The 24,555-nt window shown below is 39.8% G+C and carries 22 protein-coding genes; 8 read left to right on the forward strand and 14 right to left on the reverse strand.

Annotated elements, in window-relative coordinates; translation table 11 throughout:
* Positions 1-352 precede the first annotated feature (352 nt).
* Positions 353-1,786 (forward strand): capsule assembly Wzi family protein, encoded by a 1,434-nt coding sequence (locus GX419_00325; GenBank protein ID NLI23137.1) that lies wholly within the window; start codon positions 353-355, stop codon positions 1,784-1,786.
* 471 nt (positions 1,787-2,257) lie between these two features.
* Here GX419_00325 and GX419_00330 read toward each other — a convergent pair whose 3' ends face one another.
* The 13 genes from GX419_00330 to GX419_00390 all read right to left on the reverse strand — a co-directional run bounded on the left by GX419_00330 (position 2,258) and on the right by GX419_00390 (position 15,478).
* On the reverse strand, positions 2,258-2,842 hold the full coding sequence (locus tag GX419_00330) for a sugar transferase (protein ID NLI23138.1): 585 nt from the start codon (positions 2,840-2,842) through the stop codon (positions 2,258-2,260).
* Positions 2,839-4,053, reverse strand: a complete 1,215-nt coding sequence (locus tag GX419_00335; GenBank protein NLI23139.1) for a DegT/DnrJ/EryC1/StrS aminotransferase family protein — start codon at positions 4,051-4,053, stop codon at positions 2,839-2,841. The genes GX419_00330 and GX419_00335 overlap by 4 nt, the downstream gene beginning before the upstream one ends.
* A 5-nt stretch (positions 4,054-4,058) precedes the next feature.
* On the reverse strand, positions 4,059-4,868 hold the full coding sequence (locus GX419_00340) for a glycosyltransferase (protein NLI23140.1): 810 nt from the start codon (positions 4,866-4,868) through the stop codon (positions 4,059-4,061).
* Positions 4,861-6,114, reverse strand: a complete 1,254-nt coding sequence (locus GX419_00345) for a hypothetical protein (GenBank protein ID NLI23141.1) — start codon at positions 6,112-6,114, stop codon at positions 4,861-4,863. The genes GX419_00340 and GX419_00345 overlap by 8 nt, the downstream gene beginning before the upstream one ends.
* An 18-nt stretch (positions 6,115-6,132) precedes the next feature.
* Positions 6,133-6,834 (reverse strand): glycosyltransferase family 2 protein, encoded by a 702-nt coding sequence (locus GX419_00350; protein ID NLI23142.1) that lies wholly within the window; start codon positions 6,832-6,834, stop codon positions 6,133-6,135.
* 4 nt (positions 6,835-6,838) lie between these two features.
* The gene (locus tag GX419_00355; protein ID NLI23143.1) at positions 6,839-7,939 is read right to left on the reverse strand and encodes a glycosyl transferase; all 1,101 of its coding nucleotides are present in this window, start codon (positions 7,937-7,939) and stop codon (positions 6,839-6,841) included.
* A 62-nt stretch (positions 7,940-8,001) separates the two neighbouring features.
* Positions 8,002-9,150: a glycosyltransferase family 4 protein gene (locus GX419_00360; protein ID NLI23144.1), complete on the reverse strand. Its 1,149-nt coding sequence runs from the start codon at positions 9,148-9,150 to the stop codon at positions 8,002-8,004.
* Positions 9,140-10,336: a hypothetical protein gene (locus GX419_00365; protein NLI23145.1), complete on the reverse strand. Its 1,197-nt coding sequence runs from the start codon at positions 10,334-10,336 to the stop codon at positions 9,140-9,142. The genes GX419_00360 and GX419_00365 overlap by 11 nt, the downstream gene beginning before the upstream one ends.
* Positions 10,333-11,487, reverse strand: a complete 1,155-nt coding sequence (locus GX419_00370) for a polysaccharide pyruvyl transferase family protein (GenBank protein NLI23146.1) — start codon at positions 11,485-11,487, stop codon at positions 10,333-10,335. The genes GX419_00365 and GX419_00370 overlap by 4 nt, the downstream gene beginning before the upstream one ends.
* The gene (locus tag GX419_00375) at positions 11,477-12,490 is read right to left on the reverse strand and encodes a nitroreductase family protein (protein ID NLI23147.1); all 1,014 of its coding nucleotides are present in this window, start codon (positions 12,488-12,490) and stop codon (positions 11,477-11,479) included. The genes GX419_00370 and GX419_00375 overlap by 11 nt, the downstream gene beginning before the upstream one ends.
* A 2-nt stretch (positions 12,491-12,492) precedes the next feature.
* Positions 12,493-14,031, reverse strand: a complete 1,539-nt coding sequence (locus GX419_00380) for a lipopolysaccharide biosynthesis protein (protein NLI23148.1) — start codon at positions 14,029-14,031, stop codon at positions 12,493-12,495.
* A 19-nt stretch (positions 14,032-14,050) separates the two neighbouring features.
* Positions 14,051-15,124 (reverse strand): exopolysaccharide biosynthesis protein, encoded by a 1,074-nt coding sequence (locus GX419_00385; protein ID NLI23149.1) that lies wholly within the window; start codon positions 15,122-15,124, stop codon positions 14,051-14,053.
* A gap of 81 nt (positions 15,125-15,205) precedes the next feature.
* Positions 15,206-15,478, reverse strand: coding sequence for a hypothetical protein (locus GX419_00390; GenBank protein NLI23150.1), 273 nt, complete (start codon positions 15,476-15,478; stop codon positions 15,206-15,208).
* A gap of 1,146 nt (positions 15,479-16,624) precedes the next feature.
* Here GX419_00390 and GX419_00395 point away from each other — a divergent pair.
* Positions 16,625-17,605, forward strand: coding sequence for an SPOR domain-containing protein (locus GX419_00395; GenBank protein NLI23151.1), 981 nt, complete (start codon positions 16,625-16,627; stop codon positions 17,603-17,605).
* A 20-nt stretch (positions 17,606-17,625) separates the two neighbouring features.
* Here the strand turns inward: GX419_00395 and metG are convergent, their stop codons facing one another.
* Positions 17,626-19,662 carry a methionine--tRNA ligase gene (metG, locus tag GX419_00400; protein NLI23152.1) on the reverse strand — a complete coding sequence of 679 codons (2,037 nt, stop codon included), beginning with the start codon at positions 19,660-19,662 and terminating at the stop codon, positions 17,626-17,628.
* Between the two features lie 56 nt (positions 19,663-19,718).
* On the opposite strand from metG, the gene GX419_00405 reads away from it, so the two are divergent.
* The 6 genes from GX419_00405 to GX419_00430 all read left to right on the forward strand — a co-directional run bounded on the left by GX419_00405 (position 19,719) and on the right by GX419_00430 (position 24,479).
* A complete protein-coding gene (locus GX419_00405; GenBank protein NLI23153.1) occupies positions 19,719-20,630 on the forward strand; it encodes an LD-carboxypeptidase in 912 nt (303 codons plus the stop codon).
* 3 nt (positions 20,631-20,633) lie between these two features.
* Positions 20,634-20,996 (forward strand): YraN family protein, encoded by a 363-nt coding sequence (locus GX419_00410; GenBank protein NLI23154.1) that lies wholly within the window; start codon positions 20,634-20,636, stop codon positions 20,994-20,996.
* Positions 20,997-21,052: 56 nt separating this feature from the next.
* Positions 21,053-21,589 carry a VOC family protein gene (locus GX419_00415; protein ID NLI23155.1) on the forward strand — a complete coding sequence of 179 codons (537 nt, stop codon included), beginning with the start codon at positions 21,053-21,055 and terminating at the stop codon, positions 21,587-21,589.
* 123 nt (positions 21,590-21,712) lie between these two features.
* Positions 21,713-22,843 carry a GDP-mannose 4,6-dehydratase gene (gene gmd / locus GX419_00420; GenBank protein NLI23156.1) on the forward strand — a complete coding sequence of 377 codons (1,131 nt, stop codon included), beginning with the start codon at positions 21,713-21,715 and terminating at the stop codon, positions 22,841-22,843.
* Positions 22,844-22,867: 24 nt separating this feature from the next.
* Complete coding sequence (locus GX419_00425; protein NLI23157.1) at positions 22,868-23,971, forward strand: GDP-L-fucose synthase; 1,104 nt, start codon at positions 22,868-22,870, stop codon at positions 23,969-23,971.
* Positions 23,972-23,975: 4 nt separating this feature from the next.
* Positions 23,976-24,479 carry a UpxY family transcription antiterminator gene (locus GX419_00430; GenBank protein NLI23158.1) on the forward strand — a complete coding sequence of 168 codons (504 nt, stop codon included), beginning with the start codon at positions 23,976-23,978 and terminating at the stop codon, positions 24,477-24,479.
* Positions 24,480-24,555: the final 76 nt, after the last annotated feature.

The following is a 24,555-nucleotide window of genomic DNA, read 5'->3' on the forward strand; positions in this document are numbered from 1 at the left end:
CAAAGAAAATCAACAGGTTACTTAGATACCTGGTTGCAATGAAAATTTTCCTTTTGTATGGAAGCATGGGTGAAAGGTTTGAAGGAAAAGTAAGATTCCTTTAAATTGAATCGAAAAACCTGGTTTAAAAACCTGCAATAATGAGGAAATGATTTGAAAACCTTGTTTTTATGAGTTTTTGGAATGCTGATTGCTTGTTTGTTTTTCTTCTGGAATAGTAAACCACGGCATAATAGGTTGCAAAAAAATGTTTAAAAGGCAATACAAAAAATAAAACCAAAATTGCGTTATTAGGCTAAGTAACTTTGTAATTATTTTAAACAACATCATAAAGCGAAACAAAAAAATGAGAATGACTTTAAGGAAAATAAGAAGAATGGTGCCTTTTGGGTACCATTGGAAAAATATTTGGGAAACACTTCTTTTATTTATGATAATATATCTTCCATCCTTTTCCCAAAATCTTTATTACAGAGGTTTTCTGGAATCCGGCATTTTAGCTGGTACAAACGGAAGTCTCCCTTTTTGGATGATAAGTAATAAATACGGTCGTTTTTCTCCAAAAAATTTTAACAGTTATTTGGACGGTGGATTTTTAATTGATTCTATTAATACGGGGAAGAAAAATCTAAAACTAAATGGGGGATTGGAGGGATTTCTGCGATGGGATGGAACATGGAAGACATGGATCCAGCAGGGCTATGCAGGTGTAACATGGGGGAAGTTTTCTGCTTTTGCAGGAAATAAGGAAGAACATTTTGGTATGCAGGATCCTGATTTAAGTAGCGGATTTGTTATTTGGTCAGCGAATGCAAGGACTTTACCAAAGGTTTCAATTGGAGTGACAAATTGGACAGAAGTGCCGTTTACGAAGCATTTTGTTCATTTTAAGGGAGGATTGGCACACGGATGGTTTGGGAATGATGGATATGTAAAAAATGTTTATTTTCATCAAAAGTATGTTTATTTCCGGATTGGGGGAGATAAAAAGTATCATATAAACTTAGGTTTTCATCATATTGCCCAGTGGGCTGGTGTTTCGCCTGAATATGGCAAACTACCCAGTTCCTTAGGCGACTTTATAAAAGTGTGTTTTGCACTGGAAAGTGATTCTGCTGATTCAAAATTACCTTATACTGAAAGCCATAACCGCATAGGAAATCACCTTGGTACGCGCGATATTTCATTCGATTATCTATTTAAAAATGGAACGAAGATATTGTTATACTGGCAAAATTTTATTGAAGATATTACGGGACTGGGATTCAGGAATGCAATGGATGGATTGTGGGGTTTACAAATTTCGCTAAAGCAAAAAATAGGTATAAATTATGAATATGTTAATACAGTGACCGATCCTTCTTTACCTATTGTTAACGGTGATATATGGGGGCTTGATGATTATTTTAATAATGCAATTTATAAATCATATACTTACAAAAAATATACACTTGGTAATCCATTTATAACTTCACCTATCATTTTTACTGACGAAAACACTCCTTACAATATTTCTAATAACAGAATTTGTGCTCATTATGTTGCACTTAAATATATTTCGCTAAATTCAGCATTTTTACTAAAATATTCTTATTCCAAAAATTATGGTGGAAGGCATCTTTTATTTAGTCCTCCTTTAGTTCAACATTCAATTTATTGTTCAATTGAAAAAAATATTAACTGGATCAATAGAATTATATGCAAAATAGGAATAGGAATTGATTCAGGAGAATTTTATGGAAATAGAATTGGTTTAGGTATATCGATCCTGTATTATATTATTTGAAAAAAGAAAAAGCATATATCTTTTTTTACGACTATGATACAGAGCCTTTTGGAGGAAGATTTTTCTTCCAATTAAGCTCTATCTTTGAAAGGGAATACGTATTATGTTTCGATGGGAATCTCAAATTTTTCAAAAAGACGTTTTGCAGAATTGGTTATTTCATTTAAATGCCAGCTATCATTGATTTTAATCATTTTAAGATCCGAAAGCATCTGTATAAGGTCATTCACAGAATATTTTTTAAGCAAGTCTCTATTTTTCCTGTTTTGTGCGATCACGTCGCGCACAAAACAGGAGTGGCTCAATTTCACACGAAATTCCTGGCTCAGTTTGTCCCGGAATTGGTGGCTCAATTTGATCCGGAATAATCAGCCTCGTGAATAAAATCAAGCTCCCCTCCTCCCATATGAGGCTCGGAAAGAAATATTCTGCCCGCCATATTCATTCTTCTTTAAACCCAAAAATGGGTTATTATTTTATGCTAAAAAAGGTTTTAAAAATAATCGAAAAATATTTTTTCAGTGTAGGCTGTCGTAAATATTCGAGATTGAGCCGTATTTTATCAGGCATAATATGCTGGATGTAATAAGCCTCGGTGTCTTCGGCCTGGCTTAAAATTTCATTTTCATTGACATACTTGATCGAGGCCAGGTCGGTAATGCCGGGACGAAAATTCAATATCTGACGTTGTTCGTCGTTGTAAAGGTCAACATACTTCCGGACCTCGGGACGAGGGCCAACCAACGACATGTCACCCTTGAGAACATTGATCAACTGCGGTAATTCATCGATCTTGTACTTACGCAGAAAATAGCCTACCGGCGTAATACGCGGATCCCTTTGCCCAACAGTCAACAGTCCTTTTCGGTCGGCATCCTGATACATGGTGCGAAACTTGATAAGCGAAAAGTCGCGATTACCCTTGCCCACCCGTTTTTGCAAAAAAAATACCGGACCCTTACTGCTGCATTTTATTAATACAGCTACTATAAGAAACACGGGCAGGAGAATAATCAATCCCAACAACGAAAACAGAATATCCAAAAAACGTATCATGCTAAAACCTCTTTTACCGATTGTACGACTGACTCAACAACCTGTTGTTGCTGCTGATCTGTAATGTCGTAGAAAACAGGCAACGATATTTCCTGAGCATAATTGCGATATGCTACCGGATAATCGTTGATATCATACCCCAGCTTTTTGTAAGCGGTAAGCAAGGGTAAGGGTTGAAAATGCACGTTAACCGAAACATCCCGATCGAAAATCCTCTGAATAATGCGGTCGCGCTGGCTCTCGTCGACTCCCTTAATGCGCAGCAGATAGGCATGATAAGATGTTACCTTATCGCCGTCGGTCAATGGGGGTAAGATAGCCCAGTCATACTTCCCCAGATGCTGATTATAGAACTCACACACCTGTCTGCGTTTAACGAGCGTATCGTTATCGTAGCGGGCAAGTTCGATCAGCCCAATCGAAGCCTGAATGTCGGTCATGTTGGCCTTGTAACCCGCCTCAATGACATCGTATCGCCATGCCCCCTTTTGCATCTTAGCCAGCGCATCCTTTGACTGGCCATGAAGGGAATAAATGCACAAATATTGATACAGTGCCTGATTGTCGAAAGGATCAGGTAAATTCAGGGCCACAGCTCCCCCTTCGGCCGTAGTGAGATTTTTAACAGCATGGAACGAGAATACCGTAATATCGGCTACAGAACCTATTTTGGCACCTTTATAGCTTGCACCCAGCGAATGGGCTGCATCGGCCAGGATGAGTATTCGCCCCAACTGCTGCTGTACTCCGTTACTGGGCCGAAACAGGTTACGGACATCCTTATCGTTAACAATCTGGTAAAGATCGTCGTAGTCGCAGGGGAAACCGGCAATATCAACCGGCATAATAACCTTGGTACGGGGAGTAATAGCTTCCCTCACCTTTTGAGGATTGATATTAAAATCGTGGGCATTGACGTCGACCATCACGGGTTTGGCGCCACAGTGCACCACCACATTGGCCGTAGCGCAATAGGTATATGCAGGCACAATCACCTCGTCGCCGGGTCCAACGCCAAACCAGCGAAGCATCAGCTCAAGCCCCGCAGTTGCTGAATTAAGACATAGGGTTGCCTTACAACCCGAATATTTCGTAAGTCGCTTTTCAAAAAGTTTGGTTTTGGGCCCTGTAGTTATCCAACCGGATTTAAGGGTATCTATCACTTCGTCAATAATCAACTGATCAATACGAGGCGGTGAGAATGGGATCATAACAATTATCTTAAAATTTTATAAGCCAATTTTCGCACAAAGGTAGGTGCTATTGTAATAAAAAACATACCCAAAGCATATACATTAGCTATGGGGCTATAATTCAGGTCTTTGTTAATTTTTATTCTGTCTTTCAACATTTGCAGGGCTCTTCTATATCCCCCGCGACGTGATTTATAAAATGCATCGCTCACTCTGAACTGTAGAATAACATCGGGCAGGTTGGCAAAAATACATCCGTTTTTAAAACCCTGATACCAAAGCTGTGTGTCCTGGTTTTTACGATATTTTTCGTTATACCATCCGGCTTTTTCAAAGAATCGTTTTCTGAACATTACGGCAGGATGCGCCAAAGGATCACGTTTGCTGAAAAAACGATAACAGTCTTGATGAGTCAAGGGATAATGTATGGTTTTATTTTTGGGATTACCCTGTTCATCGATTTCTTCAATAGCCCCCCCTACCACATCCACCTCGGGATGATTTACCAGAAAATTAATCTGTTTTTCAATTCTATGGGGCAGGGCAATATCATCGGCATCCATGCGGGCAATAAACTCATAACCCTGCTGTATACAATAGCGAATTCCGTCGTTGAGAACCGCAGCAAGACCACGGTTAGTGGGGAATTTTAGCATATTTACATGTCCTTGAATATTACATAACTTTTGCTCAAGTTCAGAAGCAATAGGACCGTCGCATAAGATTATAAGGTCAACATTGACCGTTTGTTTTAACAAGCTTTCAATAGCCTTATCCACATATTGGGGTAAATCGTTGAGGTATACCGGCAAAAGACAGGCAATGCTATTCATGGACAGTAAAATTTATGAAATAAAGTTTTCTCATTCCCTCATGAACCGAGTCAAAATATATTCTTGTACCATTATAATTCCAGCGAGGATGTAAATCGCAACGGGTTTGTTCGTAATACTTCAATGATTCGTAAAAGGAACCTATTTCAGTTAGTTGTTCAGTTTGCAAATTATAAACCCACAAATGTTTATGACGTGCCCGATCGGGATAGGTATCAAAGACTACCCAGTTACCATAAACATTGGGGTGCCCATCACCCATGTTATTCATATCGGGATTCAATATTTTTTCAATTTTTTTTGTATGGATATCAATTATATAATATCCATCGCCATGGTCATAACGTCGCATGTAGGCAATAATCTGGGATGTACTAAGCCAGAAACAATGGCTTACCATTTCATGGTCAGAAAGTAAAGTTAATGCTCCCGTTTGTATATTTGAAAGAATTAAACGATCGTATTTTCTGCCGTTGAGGAAATAACGATGTAAAAAAATAAAATATTCACCGTCAGGGGAAAACAATATATGATTAACCTTATGAATTGCCGACTCAAAAACAGGATCATAATGAAGATTCATGATTTTTCTCAGACTTAAAAATAGTCCAAAAGAACTATTTGCCAAATCTCCCTTATATATTCCATCGGAATCGACATCTTTTAAGTCTATAATTGGTTTAATATTAATATATCCATAGTCGGAACGCAATAAGGCAAGACGGGAAAAGTTGAGCGACAGTACAACATTTTTATATACATCATAAACAGGAAAAGGATACATACTAACGGTGCAATCTTTGGCAACATCAATTAATTTTGCAACAAACTTATTTTCAAGGGGGTCATAATCATTAAAAATAAATTTGTAATCATCAATCCATTGAATTTTGGAACCTTGCTGCCAATTGTAGGCAAAAGAATTCCATGATCGAAGCACTGTTTTTTTTTGCAGGTCGTATAAAACAATAGTAATAGGTTGACTTGAAGACGGTTTTTTTGTTGTAGGGAAAGGGGAGGCATGGAAAATAACATATTCGCCGGTTCGGTTTTCCGGCGACTTATCATAATATCCAAAAAACGATTCCCTATCGAGGAGGGGAAATAATTGGAAATGGGTATAAACCTCATATTTTTTACGGTAAATAATAAAATTAAAAGCCTGATACAGTCGCTTAATAAAAGATTTTAAAGCAGGAAAACGATTTAACCAACGAGCCAACTGGCGTTCAAATACATTGTACATAAACAGAACTGGTTAGTTTTATTTAAAGATTCTGGTAATTAATCCCCAGCAATAGCCTAATCTGTAATATATTCTTTTGAAGATAGAATTGGGACTTTTAAACTGAGATGTATTACTCCCATGTCTACGATAATAAATCAATTTATCCGGGATAAACTTTACGTTATAAAAGAAAGCAGCAATGTTTCCCACCCATCGGTCGTGGGATTGGATATATTTGGGGAAGGGCAATGCTTTTTCCAGAATTTTTCTTCGGAAAGCCACACAACTCCCTTGGTAGGGTGTAGTAAAAAATAAGGCCATGAACTTGTTTTTATGAATTTTTAGTTCGGGCACATATCGGGTATTGTAAATGATATTAAGATTTTCGTCAGTAACATAGCAGTCGCTGATAACATAATCGGCTTTCTGCAGCGCATCGACCATAACGCTTACCTTATTGGGGAGCCATACGTCATCCTGATCACTCATAAAAATATATTCACCCTGTGCATGCTGTAAAGCAAATTCCATATTAAAGGTTGGATTCCTGAAAGGTTCGTGAGGCACAATTTTAATCCTTTTGTCATTAAAAGCCTGAATTATAGTTAGGGTGCTATCGGAAGAACCATCATCCGAAACTATTATTTCATCATTATCCGATAATTGATCAATAATTGATTGCAGTTGTTCAGAAATATATTTTTCACCATTATATGTAATCAGACAAACAGACACCATAAGTTTATAAATTTTCGTTTAATACTTCCTGAATTGCTTCAAGATAACGATACTGGTTAACTGTATCAGGTTCAAGGTAAGCTCCTTCGCACCACTCATTCCAAGCATTGACAAAAATATAACTGGTCTGATAAATATTACGAACGATTTTTATTTTTTGGCGTAAATAATTTTTAAATTCTTCCTTGGTAGCTTCAGTAACAACCAATCCTTCGATACCACGACGAGGCGTATTATCCCAGCCAACAAATACTCCACCATAGGTACCCTTGGATGATATTTTGCGCAATGATTTATTGGCTATGTTTTTGAATTCTATTACAGCATAATAGGGAATGCTTGTCCCGAATAACTTATTCAGCGTTCTAATCACAAGTCTTCGAATTCTTTTTATATTCAGACTAACGTAATCGTTGTTAAAACTGCGAGCAGGTTCAAATTCAACTTTTGCAGAAAAAGGTAGCATTCGAGAATCGGGGGATGCATCTCTAAGTGTTTCAACAAAGTGTATTCCCGGCATCCCATGCTGTTTAGCCAATTCAATCCATGTTTCCATCATTTCCTTACAATTTTCAATCGATTTTGACTTGTAGATAAGAAACATAGGTTGACCATCAACTTTAATATACCTTTCATCCTGAAAAAACGGCAACAAATAATTAAAATGTCTTATCCAATCATCTTTATCTCCATAATTCTGAGGCATGAGCACTTCGTTACCCTTACCGCTCCAGGTCCGTGTCCATGGCTCATTGGCCCATGAGAAACAGAAATTGATTTGGATATCTTTATGCTGCAACAAATTCTCAGCAGGTTTTTCCAGCAACAATTTTCCATTAAACCAGTAATGGTAAAAACAAAATCCGAATATTCCATACCTGCGAGCAAGTTCTGCCTGATGTTTTAGTGGTTCAATAACCGATAAATCGTAATAATTGTTGTTCAAAGGAACTCTTGGCTGCCTATGTCCTTTAAAAATAGGCTGTGCTCTTCGGGTATTGGTCCATTCTGTAAAACCTGGCCCCCACCAGCGATTGTTTTCCTCTATTTCATGAAATTGGGGCAAATAAAAGGCAATGAATTTTATCGGTGACAGACGTTCCATCTCAATATCAGATTCTTATTAACATTAAATATTTCAACACTTTATCCGAAACTTCAGGTACCCTAATTTTTGATTTTTTCTTCCATGATTCGATTGTAAAAATATTTCAGCATTTCAATATTTTTTTGAACCGAATACATTTGGATAACTTTACTCTGTGCAAACTTAATCATGGGAAGATATCGGTCAATACCTTCTTGCGTCAGTTTTAACAATAATTCCATGAGTTGTTTGTCATTGTCATACAACAATCCCATTTGATTCTCCCCGAGAATTTCGCTTGTTCCACCAGAATTTCGGCCGATAACCAGACAACCATTATAAATGGCTTCCACTGTAACAAATCCAAATGCTTCGTGATACGATGGCACAATGGTAGCGGTTGCCTTTTGCATATATTGTGCTACATCCTTTTGATAGCCTAAGCATTTAATCCTTTCTTCCAGTCGGTTGCGATTAATGAACTGATGTATCTGCCGCTCAACTTTTGCCGATCCATTTCCAATAATCAACAACTGATAGGTTGAATCGAACCGACAGAATTCCTTAAAAACTTCAACCAGACCTATAATTCCCTTTCCAACTGAAATGCGTCCGACAAACAAGAAATATTTTTGTTTGTCGGCAATTAACGATGGAGATGTTGTTGAAACCACTCCGTCATAAATTACCGTTGCATTAGCAACCTGAAAGTAATTTCGGACCGCATGGGAAACAGTTATCACAAAATTGTTTCTATCCTGAATTTTGTTTTTAAATGAAGAAAAAGTGGGAAACGGAATCATACCAAAGTCAAGAGTTTGAAATTCACGCAAATACCAAACATGTGGGATTCCTAATAATTTCGCAACAGAATAACCGATATGAACGGGACCAACATTTGTATGAATAATATCCGGGTTTAAGTGCTTAGCCAGTTTTATTAATTTCTTTTTTGCCCTATAATTAAAAATAATCATCCTTATCAGGCGAGGGAAAAAAAGCATTACATCCCTGAAATTACTGGTTGATGGCCATACATGAAAAAAATTTTTAATAATGGAATATGAAATATTTCTTTCTTCGAGTTCCTTACAAAAAGGCCCATCCGAACCAACAACAACAAAAGGCACAATATCCTCATCCATATGATCGAAAATATGGAGAAGTGCTTTATTATCGCCCCACAATGCCGAACTGCAAGTTACATAAAGAATTTTCTTAGGTACCATATGCTATTTGTTGCTTTGCCTGTTGGTCATGTAGAGATTTTAGGTATGCCAAACCCGTAATAAAGATAATCAGGGTAATTTCGGCCAAAGGATAGGTATTTTGAAGATAGCATACAAAATAGGTAATGAGCATATTAATCCCTACTTTGCTCCGGTATTGTATAAAATAACTGACGTACAACAGTATCATCAGCAATAACCCGATAATTCCATGCATTACAATGAATACCTTAATTCCTGCTGTACCTCCGCCCCATGTCATGGTAGCGTATTTTTTTGAGCCAATACCCCAGATCACCTCCGGTTTATGGATAAAGCTTTTGAAATAATCTTTAAACAAGAATGTGGTACGATTATTTCCTGCTATGTCCCCATCCTCAACCCTGAGTCGATCAAAAATTAATATCTTGACGGGGTTATTCCCGTCATTGTAATTCATGAAAAAAACTATAAAACTTCCTACCAGTACCCCCAAAATGATAAAATTGCGAACAGAATGATTGGACAGTCCAATGTAATATATCGCCGAAGAAAGCAGTAAAAGAACATAGCCAGCTAACGAAAACGATATGAGGGTAGCTATCAGCAAAACAAAAACCCAAAATTTTCTATAATTAAATTTATTGGCAACGATCAGAAAAGTAGTTATTAATGCCAAATAACCCGGTTCAGGAAAAATGGACGAAAAGCGAGGTACAAAAAATACTTGTAATTTCAAATCGTATAAAAAGAAATAATAATTTTCATACAAATACCTTCCCTTTTGAAAAACAGTAACAGTATAAGGTAAATTAACTCCCATTAAAAATAAAAACCAAAAAAACATAGAAATCAATAAGATCAGACCTATGCTTTTGGTTAGAAAACGGATAATCTCTTTTTTCTTAGCATCTGTAAGAAAAATAACTGAACCAACGATAAGGGTTCGCAATATCGCTGAAAAAAAAGATGGGAGTTCATTATCTCTGATAATATAAATTTCGGAAATTAACAATATGAAAAGCGGTATCAGTAAAGTTTTTTTATTAATGAATTCCTCCGGACTGGTAATAAGCATCAAAGCAGTTGCAACAAAAGCAAAGATTGTTACAGGCATACTTAAGTACCAAAACATCCATGCAAACATGGAGGTCAACGCAAGTAACAAAAGACTTATCTTATATAAAGAATAAGCTAACCACTTCATGATAGTATAGTTGTATTTTGAACACTTCTAAGGACAAAATCCTTTGAATTTTGAATATAGTGCGATAACATACGCTTTACTTGTGAATAATTTATTGGTTCCTCCAGTAATGCAACTCCCTCGTCAACCACAATCCGATTCTCAAGATTCAACATTTTTAATAATGATTTGATTCGGCTATTCTCCACAGGCTTTAATACGGAATAAAAACTTTTCTCGAACAGGACAGAAAATGCAGTGCCATGAAACGAATTGGTAACCACAATTTCTGAATTTCTGATCAGGGCCAGAAATTGCAGAGGCGATACCCCATGAAAGTATCGTTTCCCCATCAAATAGGGTATTACCCTCCCTCTTATTTCAATTATCCGATAACCGGTAATTCTGGCAAGTCTGTTTACAAACTGCAACGCACTATTGTTGAATGATAAGTGATAAAAAAGAATATACTTTTCGTTTGGTATTTTAAATGCTGCTTGATCAATAATATTTTCCCAGTTCTGTTTATCAAGTAAAAAAATGGGATCCACTACCTGCTGATAATCTGCCTCAATGATTTGTCTTAGTTTATTTATGAGATAATCTTCACGAATCCCAATATACCTGAAATTCTGAACCGACTGCCTAATGTAAGGAATATCATCCGGAGTAAGATTCACATCTCCCATGCTGGCAGCATAAGCAATTTTCACCCCAACATTATGGGGATATAAACCCCAATAAACATCATCAAAAAAGTATTGGTTATTAAAATGCATTTTTCGCCAGATTTGGTCGCTGCCATAAATTACCACATCATAGGAACAGTGGGCCAATGCCCCCGCAACGGGATACCTTACCTTATCGGATACATGCAAGTACTCCTTCATAAAATTCAGGTAACCTGCCCGCCTTTTTAAAATTTTCGGAAAGCCCAGCAAAAAAACAAGAATTCCTTTAATTTTCTCAACAAATGTTCTTTTTTTCCAGTTTGGGATAAGGGTATATTCATCCTGATGGTATGATGGCCAGTAATCGATTATTTCTGTTTCCGGAAAATATTTTTGTAAAAAAGAAAGCAAGGCATATGCCTGCAACAGAGCCCCAAAATTATGAGCCCTATGAAAGGTTAATATGCCAACACGAATTCTTTCTGCTTTTTTACTCTCCATATATTCTTATTATCTCGTCTACTGATTTACGGGGTGATGAAGCTAACATAAACGTATCGGGTACCTGCCCACATGCTATTAACATGATAATAATTTCATTATCCGGTATATCCAACAACTTTCTGAGGGATATATCATTTTGTTTTTCAGCGCACCAATTCAATGGACATGCCCCTATTTCATTAAAATGCAGAGCATAAAGCAGATTCATGGCAAACATACCACCATTAATGTATGCTTCGTTACGTTCATTGATGCTGAGAAAATAACTCAGGTTCTCGGTGACTACCAAAACAGTAGTAGCAAGATGTCCGAAACCACGGTTACCATTCTGAAGTTCCAGAACTTGTCTGCGCAATTGCTCATTCTGTACAATATATACTTTTGATGGTTGCCGGTTACAGGAACTGGGACTGTTCCGTGCCAGCGAAACAGATTGTTTGATTTTCTCTAAACTAACTGGTTCACTGGTAAAATTTCTGACACTATGCCTGCTTTCCGAGAATTTGTCAAATGAGCTATATCGTTCTGAAAAAAAAGCTTCTTTTGTGCTTGTCACCTGCCTTGCCGGTGCTGAATTGATTTGTCTTTTCAATTGACTCATCTTTTCTTCAAGATCATCATCCAGTTTGAAACCGACCCCATGATGGATTCGTTGATATTCCAATATTACCGCTACCGCATGTTTTATTTGATCATGGTAAAGGGGATAACGATTTAAATAAATCATACAATGATCCAACAGATTGTTGATCACCTGCTTTCCAAATCCCATTCGACGTTGGGGCATACAAATACCTTTTTCAATCGCATGATATTCAGCAATAATCTGACCCAATAATTTATCTTCAGTATCAAATTTCAGAAATGAATTCGAATGGCTTATATAGCGTAGTGCATCGTAGCGAAAAGCATTGTATGTAACTCGGTACATATTGATTTTCTGAAAAAAACGAAAATACCTTTTATTTATCAACGATTTAACAACATTTTTGAGATTCATTTTTATTGCTTTTTAATTTTTTGGATAAATCTCACAAATAATTGGTATAAATAGTTCTTCTCATGACGAGAAAAACCAGCCCAATAAATTACAAAAACAGAAACAAAAACAGAAACAAAAATAAAACCAATTGAAGAAAGATAAGACGGAGACATTATAATATTTGTTTTAAGAATCCAAAGGAAAGGAAATATCAGCAAGCATACCAGAAAAATTTTTAACACAACCTGTTTAAAATAAAGAGCAACTGACATCTGCAACTGATGTTGAATAAAAAACAATCGGGCAACAAAACCTATAATGGATATCCCAATTGAAATGATAAAACAACTTTGTGGTGGATAGCCTGCCGTAAAAAACAGATAAGACAAAGGAAGATTCATTAGAAGCAAACCACCAATTATGGTTTGATAGGTTCTAATTATTCCGGTAGCCTGAATAGCAGCCTGAAAGGGTACCGAGAGCGAATCTATCAGAACATTAACCACAACCAACTGAAAAAAAAGAATTGAAAAAGGTGGAACCGTTTTCAGCCAGACTTTTAAAACAAATTGGGTTTCGTACAGCAAGGGAACTGCAATAATAAGAACCAGAAAAAAAGAAAACTTCGAACCGGAAAATACTGTATTACGTAAATTATCCGAATCCTTCGCAGCATATAGCTTTGTAATCTGTGGATTGAGCGCTGTTGAAAAATTAAGAACAAATTGATTAACAAGAGCATTGGCCTGGTAAGCAATTCCTCTTGCTGCATTGATAGCCGGTCCGAAAAAGATATTAATCAGCAGATTGATTCCCTGACTATTAACCACAGAAGCTAATGAACCAAAAAAGTTCCAACCGGCAAAAGATATAATGCTCTTAAAAATTTTATTGTCCCAGAAAAAATTAAGGATACATTCGGAAAAACGTGTTTTACAGTATATAAAATAAGAAAGATTGATTAACAAAGTACTTAAAAACACTAAAATTGAGTATGTCTTAAGATGATCGGCCGAAATTACAGATAACAAATACACTGCTATCAATTTAAGTAATGCCTCCAGAATGCTAATCAGTGCAAAAGCCTCCATCCTTTCTTTTGCAATAATCATTGCGTTAAAAGGGATAGTCATTATGGTTATTAAAAATGACAACGAGGAAAAATGCAGAATCCATTTTGCAGCTTCAATGCGATCGGAAGGTATTACCAATTGATGGGTTAAAAACCAATAACCAAGTACTTCAATGGTAAAAAATAAAAAAATGGCCAGTGTGCCATAAATGATCAAAACGATTTGAAAAGTCTGAATTAACCTTTGTCTATTGCCACATCCAATTTCAAATGAAAAATATCGCTGGGTAGCAACAGACAGGGAGTAGCTTATAAAAGAAAACATTGAAACAACACTCCCCACCACATTATAAATCCCATAGTCAATGACACCCAGAATATTTAAAAGTAAACGAACCGTATACAGAGATACCAAAAGTATTAGCAACATTCGTATGTACAACATCAATGTATTGCTAATAATTTTAGCTCTGCCTGAAAAACTCATGAATGGATTATTATAATGATTACTTAAGCTGCAATAAATCGTCTTTAAGCATCCGATAAAATTCTATTCCAACACTTATTAAAGCGCCAAGAACTGTCCAGGCCAGGATAATAAAAATTCGATTAGGAGCGGCTTTTTTATAGGGTACAACCGTTGGCTCAATTACTGTAAAAACCGGCGTATCCTCTTTAACCTGAATTTTTGCCTGTTCCAACTGCGCAGCAATATTGGAATATACTGAAAAAATAAGATTGTATTCGGCCTGCAACTTTTCTTCTTCGGTTCTAACAAGCTGATTACTGATATTTTTATTCCTATCCCTGAATATGGCCAATTTTTGCTGTGCCTGTTCAAACTGACTTTTAAGCTCGGTATATCGCTCCTCGAGAAATTTCATTTTTTGCATTGCCTTCTCGATTTTATAGGCAGTAATGTATTTCTGCAACATTTCCCTGGTTTTATCAACTACCAAGGCCGTAAAAACCGGATCATCAAAAGTGCCACTAATTGTTACTATACCAAGTTTTAGGTTAATCTCAACAACTATATCATCTTCCAATTTCTTTCTGATTTTTTCAATATCCTTATCAATAATAATAAAATGTCGATTTAATGTATCCGTTTGTTTTGAATCCTTCTTTAGGGCATCCATTATCAATGATGGAATGCCAACAGTATATTTTAATATAATTTCTCCCACCCCCTTTTTTTTGTATTCAAGGTAATAATCCTGCAAAGTAATGGTTTTTTTTATTCTGGGATAGTAAAATCTAGTTTGCAACAGTTCCAGTTGAAAAGGTACAGAACCCACAATCTTCGGATATACTAAAGGCGATACTATTTCATCGCCCGATGTCAACGAACCTAAATCAAAACCTGCAGCTGATGCAAGTGAAGACAAATTTCCTATTTTTAAATTGGATGCATTAGATGTTTGGGGTATGATTACTGTCGTAACCGTATACTTTTTTATCACTAATATTGCAAAAAGAAAACCTATTACAAAGAAAACTGATGAAATCTTGATAATGGATAATCTTTTTTTCCAAAGTTGAGACAAAATTTGTCCAAAACTAATATTATCCGAAATCATAATATAATATTTTCAATTTTTTTACCTTCTAAAAGCAAACATTATGTCGTCCGTGGTAATATCATATATAATTTTACAAAGTTATCTATTTCCACCTAACTTTAATCCATTTCCTCTCTTCTCCTCAATTTCCTGAAGCATTTCCATTACTTCGGCGAGGGTGGTTGCGTTGAGCAGTCGGATGCGTGTATCGTGAAAGTGCGACAGGTTTTTAAAGTATTGTGCAAAATGCCGACGCAGATGGATGATGCCGTCGCGTTCGCCTTTTGCCTCGACCGAAAGGGTTACATGCCTGCGGACTACGTCTACTATTTCCTTTACCGAAGGCTCAGGCAACAGCTGACCAGTATTCAAGTAAAGTTTTTAATACCCTCCATTTTTTAACCATGAGATTTGTGATATAATTTTTTATTATGATGTATATTTCTTTTTTGCCAACTTTTTTCTTTTGTTACCATCTTCAATTTATGTTAATACTAATAGCTATCCAGACTCCAAGGACTTATAGAGGCTTGTCGGATACTTTCGACCAATACCATGATGACATAGTCGGTTGTTCTATGGTTTGGACCCATATTAATCGGACTTTTTTATAGACGGTTAAAAATACATAAATTTTTCGTTTTACATTTGTCATAGCAAGGAACGACCGAAGGTGATTGTTAAACCGATGGTTGTGGAAGTGATACGGCGCCGATGCAATGCTTCAATGGCTACTTTCGCCTTAAAGGTATTTGAACCGAGGGCAGCATGCTTCCCAAGCTCAGCGAAGCTAATGTTTTTGTCTTTGTGATTTCATAATTCATTGGTTTAAAATTAGCAAATTTAAACTTAATCAGTAGTCTTAATATAAGCTAGCATTATAAAAAATCACTTATCTTTTTGGAAAGCTTAGCCTCCTCAGTCACATATCGTTTCATTAAGTGCCTGAGAGAGGTCTATTTAAAAAAGAAGGTCCAATCAATATGAATGACCTTATTAAATGCAGGCAAAAATAACAAAGAATGCGAAAATGTATGCAGGATAATATAGTATGCATCAAAAGTTCATCAATTCTACGAATTGTTCCAGACCATGGTTTGCAGGGTAGAAGTAAATGTGCCTCCGTTTTTTTAAAGCTTGGAAAGAAAGCTCAAAGAAAGTATTGTCAGTAGCTTTTCCTTTGCCTTCCATCGATATTTGTATATCAAGCTCTTTGAAAGTGCTCATCCGATGATGGCAGGTGTACTGTAAACACTGGTCTGAATTGATGATCTTTGTATTTTCATGACATGAACTTATTGCTTTTAACCCACATTACGCACTAAAAACAGCGCAATGTGCCCTGCGGGCCGCTTCCACTGCGTTTCAGCGGGATTAGCCCGGATGCTTTCGCCAAAGGCCAGCCCGCTGCACATCAGTACGCTTACACTCCTGCTATGCAATCGGGTTAAAGTTTAATATCGGGACTTAATGCTTAATTCGGGTTTAATTGATATTTTTGTATAAAATTTCGCAGGCTTGGAATTCACAGATCATCTCATCACTCTGTTTTACCGGCACGATTGCATCATCATTCCGGGTTTAGGTGGATTTAAGGCAAAGTATCTGCCTGCCGGGGTGGATAAGAAACAGGGTATTGTCAAGCCACCTGTTAAATCATTTTATTTTGATGACAGGATGGTGAAAGACAATGGCCTGATGGCCGGTTTTGTTGCATCCTCATGGAATATCCCTGAGGATGAGGCTCATGCCATGCTCATTAAATTTGCTGAAGAAACCCGGAAAATTGTTCTTGGGGGGAACCGGGCGGAGGTTCCGGGGCTTGGTTATTTCTATTTAACGGTAGATGAGCGGATTGATTTTCATTTTACCATTGAAAACAATTTTAATCCCGAAACGGTTGGAGAGGGAGTTGCCGGGCTTCCGAAAGTTTCTGTGAAGGAGACTGTAAAAAATGAAACGATGAAAGAAGAACCTCATCCTGTGTCGCGCAAAAAATCTCCGGCGCGGTTTCTTGTTCCCTTGTTCGCCCTGCTGGCTCTGGCAGTTGTTATAATAGTGTATATTCCTTCGGTTTCAAATCAGCCTCTGGTTGGGAATGTTCTCAAGAAGCTCGGAATTTCCCCGCAGCCGGCGCCAACTGATATTCGTCCGCCGGTAGTGATAGGTTCCGGGGAAAAGGATGAAGCAGGAAAGCCCGATACGGTTTCTCCGGTCAGGGTAATACCCGAATCAAAAAGAAGTCTTTCGGAAGGGTCAAAAGAAAGTTCAGCCGCCAGGTATTACCTGATAGCCGGAAGTTTTAAAGATATCAAAAATGCTGAGCAACTCAGCAGCAAGCTGACGCTGGATGGGTATAAAACGGAAATTCTGTCAACGCCTGACGGCTGGCACCGGGTGTCGGTCATGTGGTTTTCCAGTCGCGATCAGGCATTGAAAGCGTTGAACGAGATTAAATCTTCCGGTAAATTATCCTCGGTCTGGCTCTTAAGTATCTGATTTACGCCGGGCCCCGGGTATTATTTCACATCCGATCCGTTCAATACCTGTTTTTCAGGTGTAACCAGAACAAGTCTTCCGTCGGGTTCTTCTGCAAGCAGAATCATTCCCAGGGATGTAATGCCCCTTATGGTTCTTGGTTCCAGGTTAGCGAGAACAGTAACCTGCTTTCCGATGATGTCTTCCGGCCTGAACCAGGCAGCGATGCCTGAAACAATGGTTCGTTTGTCAATGCCGGTATCAACAAGGAGTTTAAGGAGTTTATCCGTTTTTGGAACGGGTTCTGCATGGAGAACTGTTCCTATACGGATGTCCATTTTTGCGAAATCATCATACGAAACGGAAGCTTTGGCAGGCTTAATTCCGGTAGCAGCAGCTTCATTAGCTTTTTTGGCTGCCGCGAGTTTATCAAGTTGTCTGGTGATGGCTTCGTCATCAATCTTTTCAAAAAGCAAGGCGGATTTTCCGATATGGTGGCCTGGTTGCAGAAGATCGCTTCGTCCCAGAAGGTCCCATTCAAAGGTCGGAACATTGAGAAACTTCCTCAATTTTTCGGTAGTAAACGGAAGAAAGGGTTCCAGCAGAATGGAGAGGTTGGCAGTAATCTGAAGCGATACATTCAGGATTGTGCTCACCCTGTCGGGATCAGTTTTTATTTTTATCCATGGTTCGGTATCGGCAAGGTATTTGTTCCCGAGGCGGGCAAGGTTCATTGCTTCTTTCAGGGCATCCCGGAAACGGAAATTTTCGAGGTTTTCTTCAAGATTTTTCCTGATAACAGGCATTTGATCGAACACTTCCCGGTCGGCCGTTTCAAGAGCAATAACGGGAGGGACGGCTCCTTTAAAGTATTTTTCCGTCAGAACCAATGTACGGTTTACGAAATTGCCCAGGATGGCAACAAGTTCGTTGTTATTCCGTGCCTGAAAGTCTTTCCAGGTAAAGTCGTTGTCTTTGGTTTCCGGAGCGTTGGCGCAGAGGGTGTACCGCAATACATCTTCTTTTCCGGGGAATTCTTCGAGGTATTCGTGCAGCCACACTGCCCAGTTGCGCGAGGTGGAAATTTTATCGCCTTCCAGGTTAAGGAATTCGTTGGCCGGGACATTGTCGGGCAGGATAAAACTTCCTTCCGCTTTCAGCATGGCAGGAAAGATGATACAATGGAAAACGATGTTGTCTTTTCCGATGAAATGAATGAGCCGGGTTTCAGGGTCTTTCCAGTATTTTTCCCAGTCAGGAGTGAGGTCTTTTGTGGCAGAGATATAGCCTATCGGTGCATCGAACCAGACATAGAGAACTTTTCCCCGGGCACCTTCAACCGGTACCGGGATGCCCCAGTCGAGATCACGGCTAACAGCTCGGGGCTGAAGGCCCAGGTCGAGCCATGATTTGCATTGACCGTAAACATTGGGTTTCCACTCTTTGTGTTCTTCCAGAATCCATTGTTTAAGAAACGGTTCGAACTGATCCAGCGGGAGATACCAGTGTGTGGTATTTTTAAGTACCGGAGTGCTTCCGCTCAGCATCGATCTGGGATTGATCAGTTCGGCCGGGCTGAGGGAGGTGCCGCATTTTTCGCACTGATCACCATAGGCTTTGTCGTTTCCGCAGCGGGGACAGGTTCCCATAATATAACGGTCGGCCAGAAATTGCTGAGCCTCGGGATCATAATATTGTTCCGTCGTCTTTTCAATGAAAATGTTTTTGTCGTATAACGTGCGGAAAAAGTCGGAAGCTGTTTTGTAATGGGTGGGAGAAGTTGTGCGGTGATAAATATCAAAGGAGATTCCGAATTTTTCGAACGAGTTTTTGATTATTTCATGATATTTATCAACGATTTCCCTGGGCGTGACCCCCAGCTGGCGTGCCTTGATGGTGATTGGCACACCGTGTTCATCGGAACCGCAGACGAAAATAACATCCTTTTTACGCAGGCGGAGGTAACGGACATAAATATCGGCAGGGATATATACCCCGGCCAGATGGCCTATGTGAACAGGGCCATTGGCATAGGGCAGGGCGGCAGTGATGGTAAAACGTTTAAATTCGTGTGGCATATTTGTACAATGATTAAACAGAAATCAATAATTTGGCAAAATTATAAATTCCAGCCATGATTCTGCCCCCTTTTCTGAAAAAAGGTGACCGGGTAGCCATTACGGCACCTGCGCGGAGTGTTACCCGTCAGGAAATGGCTCCGGCTGTTGAAACCCTCCGCGGCTGGGGTTTGGAAGTAGCTGAAGGAGAACACCTGTATTCATCTTATCATCAGTTTGCCGGTGGCGACAGGGAACGTGCTGCGGATTTACAAAAGTTCCTTGATGACCCTTCCATCCGGGCTGTTTTTTGTGCACGGGGAGGTTATGGTACTGTCCGCATTCTTGACTATCTTGATTTTTCGAATTTCTGCAAAAATCCGAAGTGGATTGTGGGGTACAGCGATATCACAGCCCTGCACCAGCTTGTTCATCAGCAGTTCGGGATTGTCACGGTTCATGGCACCATGCCCATACATTTTTCTTCACCGGAAAAGAAAACGGAACCGGTTGAATCGCTGCAATCCCTTTTGTTCGGAGAATTGCCAGCCATGCGGTTTCCTGTTCATTCGTTCAACCGGCCGGGGCGCTTTTCGGGAAGAATCACCGGCGGCAATCTTTCGGTCATATACAGTCTGCGGGGAACACTGTATGATATCCATACTGACGATGCAGTCCTTTTTCTTGAGGATGTGGACGAGTACCTCTATCACATCGACCGGATGATGATAAATCTCAAAAAGGGAGGAAAACTTGCGCATCTCCGGGGTCTGATCGTTGGGGGCATGACCGAAATGAAAGATAATCTGATCCCGTTTGGAAAAGATGCGTACGCTATTATCTCGGAGGCGGTTTCGGAATATGATTACCCTGTTGTTTTTGGCTTTCCGGCCGGCCATCTGGAGAGAAATCTTGCCTTTCCATTGGGAGGAATGGCAGAGGTTGACGAAAAGGACGGAGAAATTACCGTGCAATTCTTAAGGCAATAAAAAATGGAAAGCAACAGAAAAAAGGGGAGCGTTGCAGAGGACCTTGCACTGAAGGAACTTACAGAAAAAGGGTACAGCCTGCTGGAGAGAAACTGGCAGAGCGGGCACAAGGAACTGGACCTGATCATGCAGGACGGAAAAGAACTGGTTGTGGTTGAGGTTAAGTCGCTTTCGTCCGATCGTTACGGCGACCCCATTGACAGGGTTACTTCGCGCAAGGAAAAGAACATAATTGAGGCAGCCGATGAATATATCCGGCTGAACAATATTGATATGCCGGTACGATTTGATGTGGTAGAAGTAGTATTTGCGGAGGGAAAACCATTAATTCATCATATACCCGATGCATTCGGCCCTCTTTTCTGAACAATGAATAAAGTCTTTTGAAAATTGAATACCTTTGATTATAAAATTTACAAAATATGAAACGAAACCTGACTTTAATTATCATTGCAGCTTTAGTCTGTCTTTTAACAACCAACAGCGTTCCAACCATGAAAGCGGATGCCTTGATTCAGAACCATAAAATGGCGCAGGTAGCCATTGTTGTGAAGGACATTGAAAAGGCCCGGAAAAACTGGGCGATGGTGCTGGGGATGGATGTTCCGGAAGTCAGCATTGCCAAATCGCATCCTTCAAGGCCGACAAAGTACAAAGGCACGCCCAGCAGTGCAGAGGCCAAGCTTGCCTTTTTCAATCTGGAAAACATTCAGATTGAGCTTATCGAGCCGCTGGGTGGGAACAGCACATGGCAGGAGTTTCTTGACACAAAAGGTGAAGGAATCCATCACATTGCTTTCATGGTGAAAGGAATTGACGGACTGGAAAGAAGGTTTGAGATGCAGGGAATGCACACCGATCAGAACGGAGGATGGGACGGAGGAGCATACAGTTATATCAATGCCATGCAAATGCTTGGCTGTGAGCTTGAATTGCTGGAAAATTACCGTTCCAACTGATCCTTTTGCAGGATATATTTTTGCGCAGTGACAACATTTGGTTGTTGTTTGTTGTTTCTCTGCTGTTCCGGTTTGTTTTCCAGCTTTCCGGTTATAAACGAATAATTATCAACCCTTGAATTTTTGATGAAAACAGCATTAATAACAGGAGTCACAGGCCAGGACGGAGCCTATTTGTCAGAATATTTATTGAAAAAGGGATACAAAGTGCATGGCATTAAGCGACGCAGTTCCCTTTTCAACACCGACAGGATTGACCATCTCTATGAAGACCCGCACGATGAAAGACGGGATTTTATTCTGCATTACGGTGATCTCACTGACAGCACGAATCTGATCAGGATTATACAGGAAGTGCAGCCGGATGAGATATATAATCTGGCGGCGCAGAGCCATGTGAAAGTAAGTTTTGAAACGCCGGAATACACTGCCAATGCGGATGCGCTGGGTACACTGCGGCTGCTTGAGGCAATCCGGCTTCTGGGGATGGCCGGCAGGACAAAGTTTTACCAGGCATCAACCTCCGAAATGTATGGTTTGGTGCAGGAAATTCCTCAAACAGAAAAAACGCCCTTCTATCCCCGCTCCCCGTATGGAGTGGCAAAGCTTTATGCCTACTGGATTACCGTAAATTACCGTGAGGCATACAATATTTTTGCCTGTAATGGAATTCTGTTCAATCATGAATCACCTATCCGGGGTGAGACCTTTGTAACCAGGAAAATTACCCGTGCTGTTGCGCGCATTGTACTGGGGCTTCAGAACAAGTTTTACCTGGGAAATCTTTCATCCCGCCGTGACTGGGGGCATGCCAAGGATTATGTTGAGGCCATGTACCTGATTATGCAGCATTCTGTACCCGATGATTATGTGATTGCTACAGGCCAGACAACAGAGGTTCGCGAATTCGTAAGGAAAACTTTTGCTGAAGCCGGCGTTACTGTTGAATTCAGCGGGAAAGGAGTTGATGAGAAGGGCATTGTAGCAGCGGTTGACATGGATAATCCATGCCAGGTGAAGCCTGTGGTCAAGCCGGGACAGGTTGTCCTTGAGATTGATCCCCGTTATTACAGGCCTACCGAAGTGGACCTGCTGATCGGCGATGCTTCCAAGGCAAGAAACACCCTGGGATGGAAACCCCGGTACAGCCTTGATGATCTTATAAGAGACATGCTGGCAGGCGATATCAAATTGATGCAGAAGGAAAAGCTTCTGAAGGATGCGGGCTTCCGCACCATGAATTATTTTGAGTAAGGAATTGTTATAACACAGGTTACGATGGAGAAGAACGCCAGAATTTATGTTGCCGGTCATACCGGAATGGTAGGTTCGGCTATCATGAGGCGGCTTGCCAGGGAAGGATACCGCAATCTGATTACCCGTACTTATAAGGAACTTGACCTGAAAGACCAGAAGGCCACGGATGATTTTTTCCGGAAAGAAAAACCCGAATATGTATTTCTTGCCGCGGCAAAAGTCGGCGGCATCATTGCCAACAATACCTACAGGGCTGATTTTTTATACGATAATCTTCAGATTCAGAATAATGTTATTCACTGCAGCTGGAAATACGGGGTGAAAAAACTGTTGTTTCTCGGATCATCTTGTATTTACCCGAAACTTGCACCCCAGCCAATCAGCGAAGAGTCTCTTCTCACCAGTGAACTGGAATATACCAACGAACCGTATGCCATTGCAAAAATTGCAGGCATCAAGCTTTGTGAATCATTCAATCTTCAATATGGTACGGATTTTATATCGGTAATGCCTACCAACCTGTATGGCCCCAACGACAATTATGATCTTCATACCTCGCATGTACTGCCTGCACTGATCAGAAAAATGCACCTTGCCCATTGTCTTGAAACGGGCGATTGGGATGGAATTAAGAAAGATCTGACAGCCCGTCCTGTAAATGGAATTTCAGGACAAAGTTCAGGAGATGAGATACTGGAAGTTCTGGCGAAATATGGAATTAAGTCTTCTTCAGATGGCACCGTAACGCTTACCCTATGGGGAACGGGAACGCCGCTCCGTGAGTTTATGCATGCCGATGACCTGGCCGATGCCTGTGTGTTCATTATGCAGAAGGTTTCCTTCAGGCAGCTGGCAGAAGCCAGGAACAACAATAAAGAAATAAGGAATACCCACATCAATATTGGTACCGGTGTGGATCAGACAATCAGGGAGCTGGCAGAGATGGTAAAAAGCGTTACAGGGTTTACTGGGGTAATTCAATGGGATCATTCCAAGCCGGATGGCACACCCCGAAAATTGCTGGATGTTTCGAAGCTTCATTCCCTGGGATATCATCATACAATTGATCTCCCCGCGGGGATACAGATGACGTATAATGATTATCTGAAAAGTCAGGAACGCTAAGCTGATGAATACGACCGGCAAGGTGTGGCATGCTCTTTATACGCGGCCACGGTGGGAAAAGAAAGTTCTGAAATATTTGCAGGAAGAAGGAATTGAAGCGTTTCTTCCGCTCCGGAAAACCCTGAAGCAGTGGAGCGACAGAAAGAAATGGGTGGAAGAGCCCTTATTCCGATCTTACATTTTTGTGCATGTTCAGCCTGCCGAATACTATAAAGCCTTAAATACAGCAGGCGCAGTAAGGTATGTGGTATTTGAAGGCAGGGCTGCGGTAATTCCTGACCGTCAGATTCAGATGGTCAAGGATCTTCTGGCTATAAAGGCCGAGATGGAAGTTACGGATGAAACCCTTTTGCCGGGAGAGAGAGTGGTTATACGCTACGGTCCGCTAAAGGATATCGAGGGCGAAATGGTTGAATTCCGCAGTAAATCAGTTATTGCACTCAGGATTGATCATATCTCCGGAACCATTCTGGTTTCTCTTCCGGCTAATTATGTAAGGCGAAAATAATTGCCGGTTTTGCAGTAGATTTTATTCTGTACGTTTTCGTACACTTTGTATTTCAAACGGACAAATTCATGGATGA

Source organism: Bacteroidales bacterium, assembly GCA_012517825.1.
Classification (GTDB): Bacteria; Bacteroidota; Bacteroidia; order Bacteroidales; family JAAYUG01; genus JAAYUG01.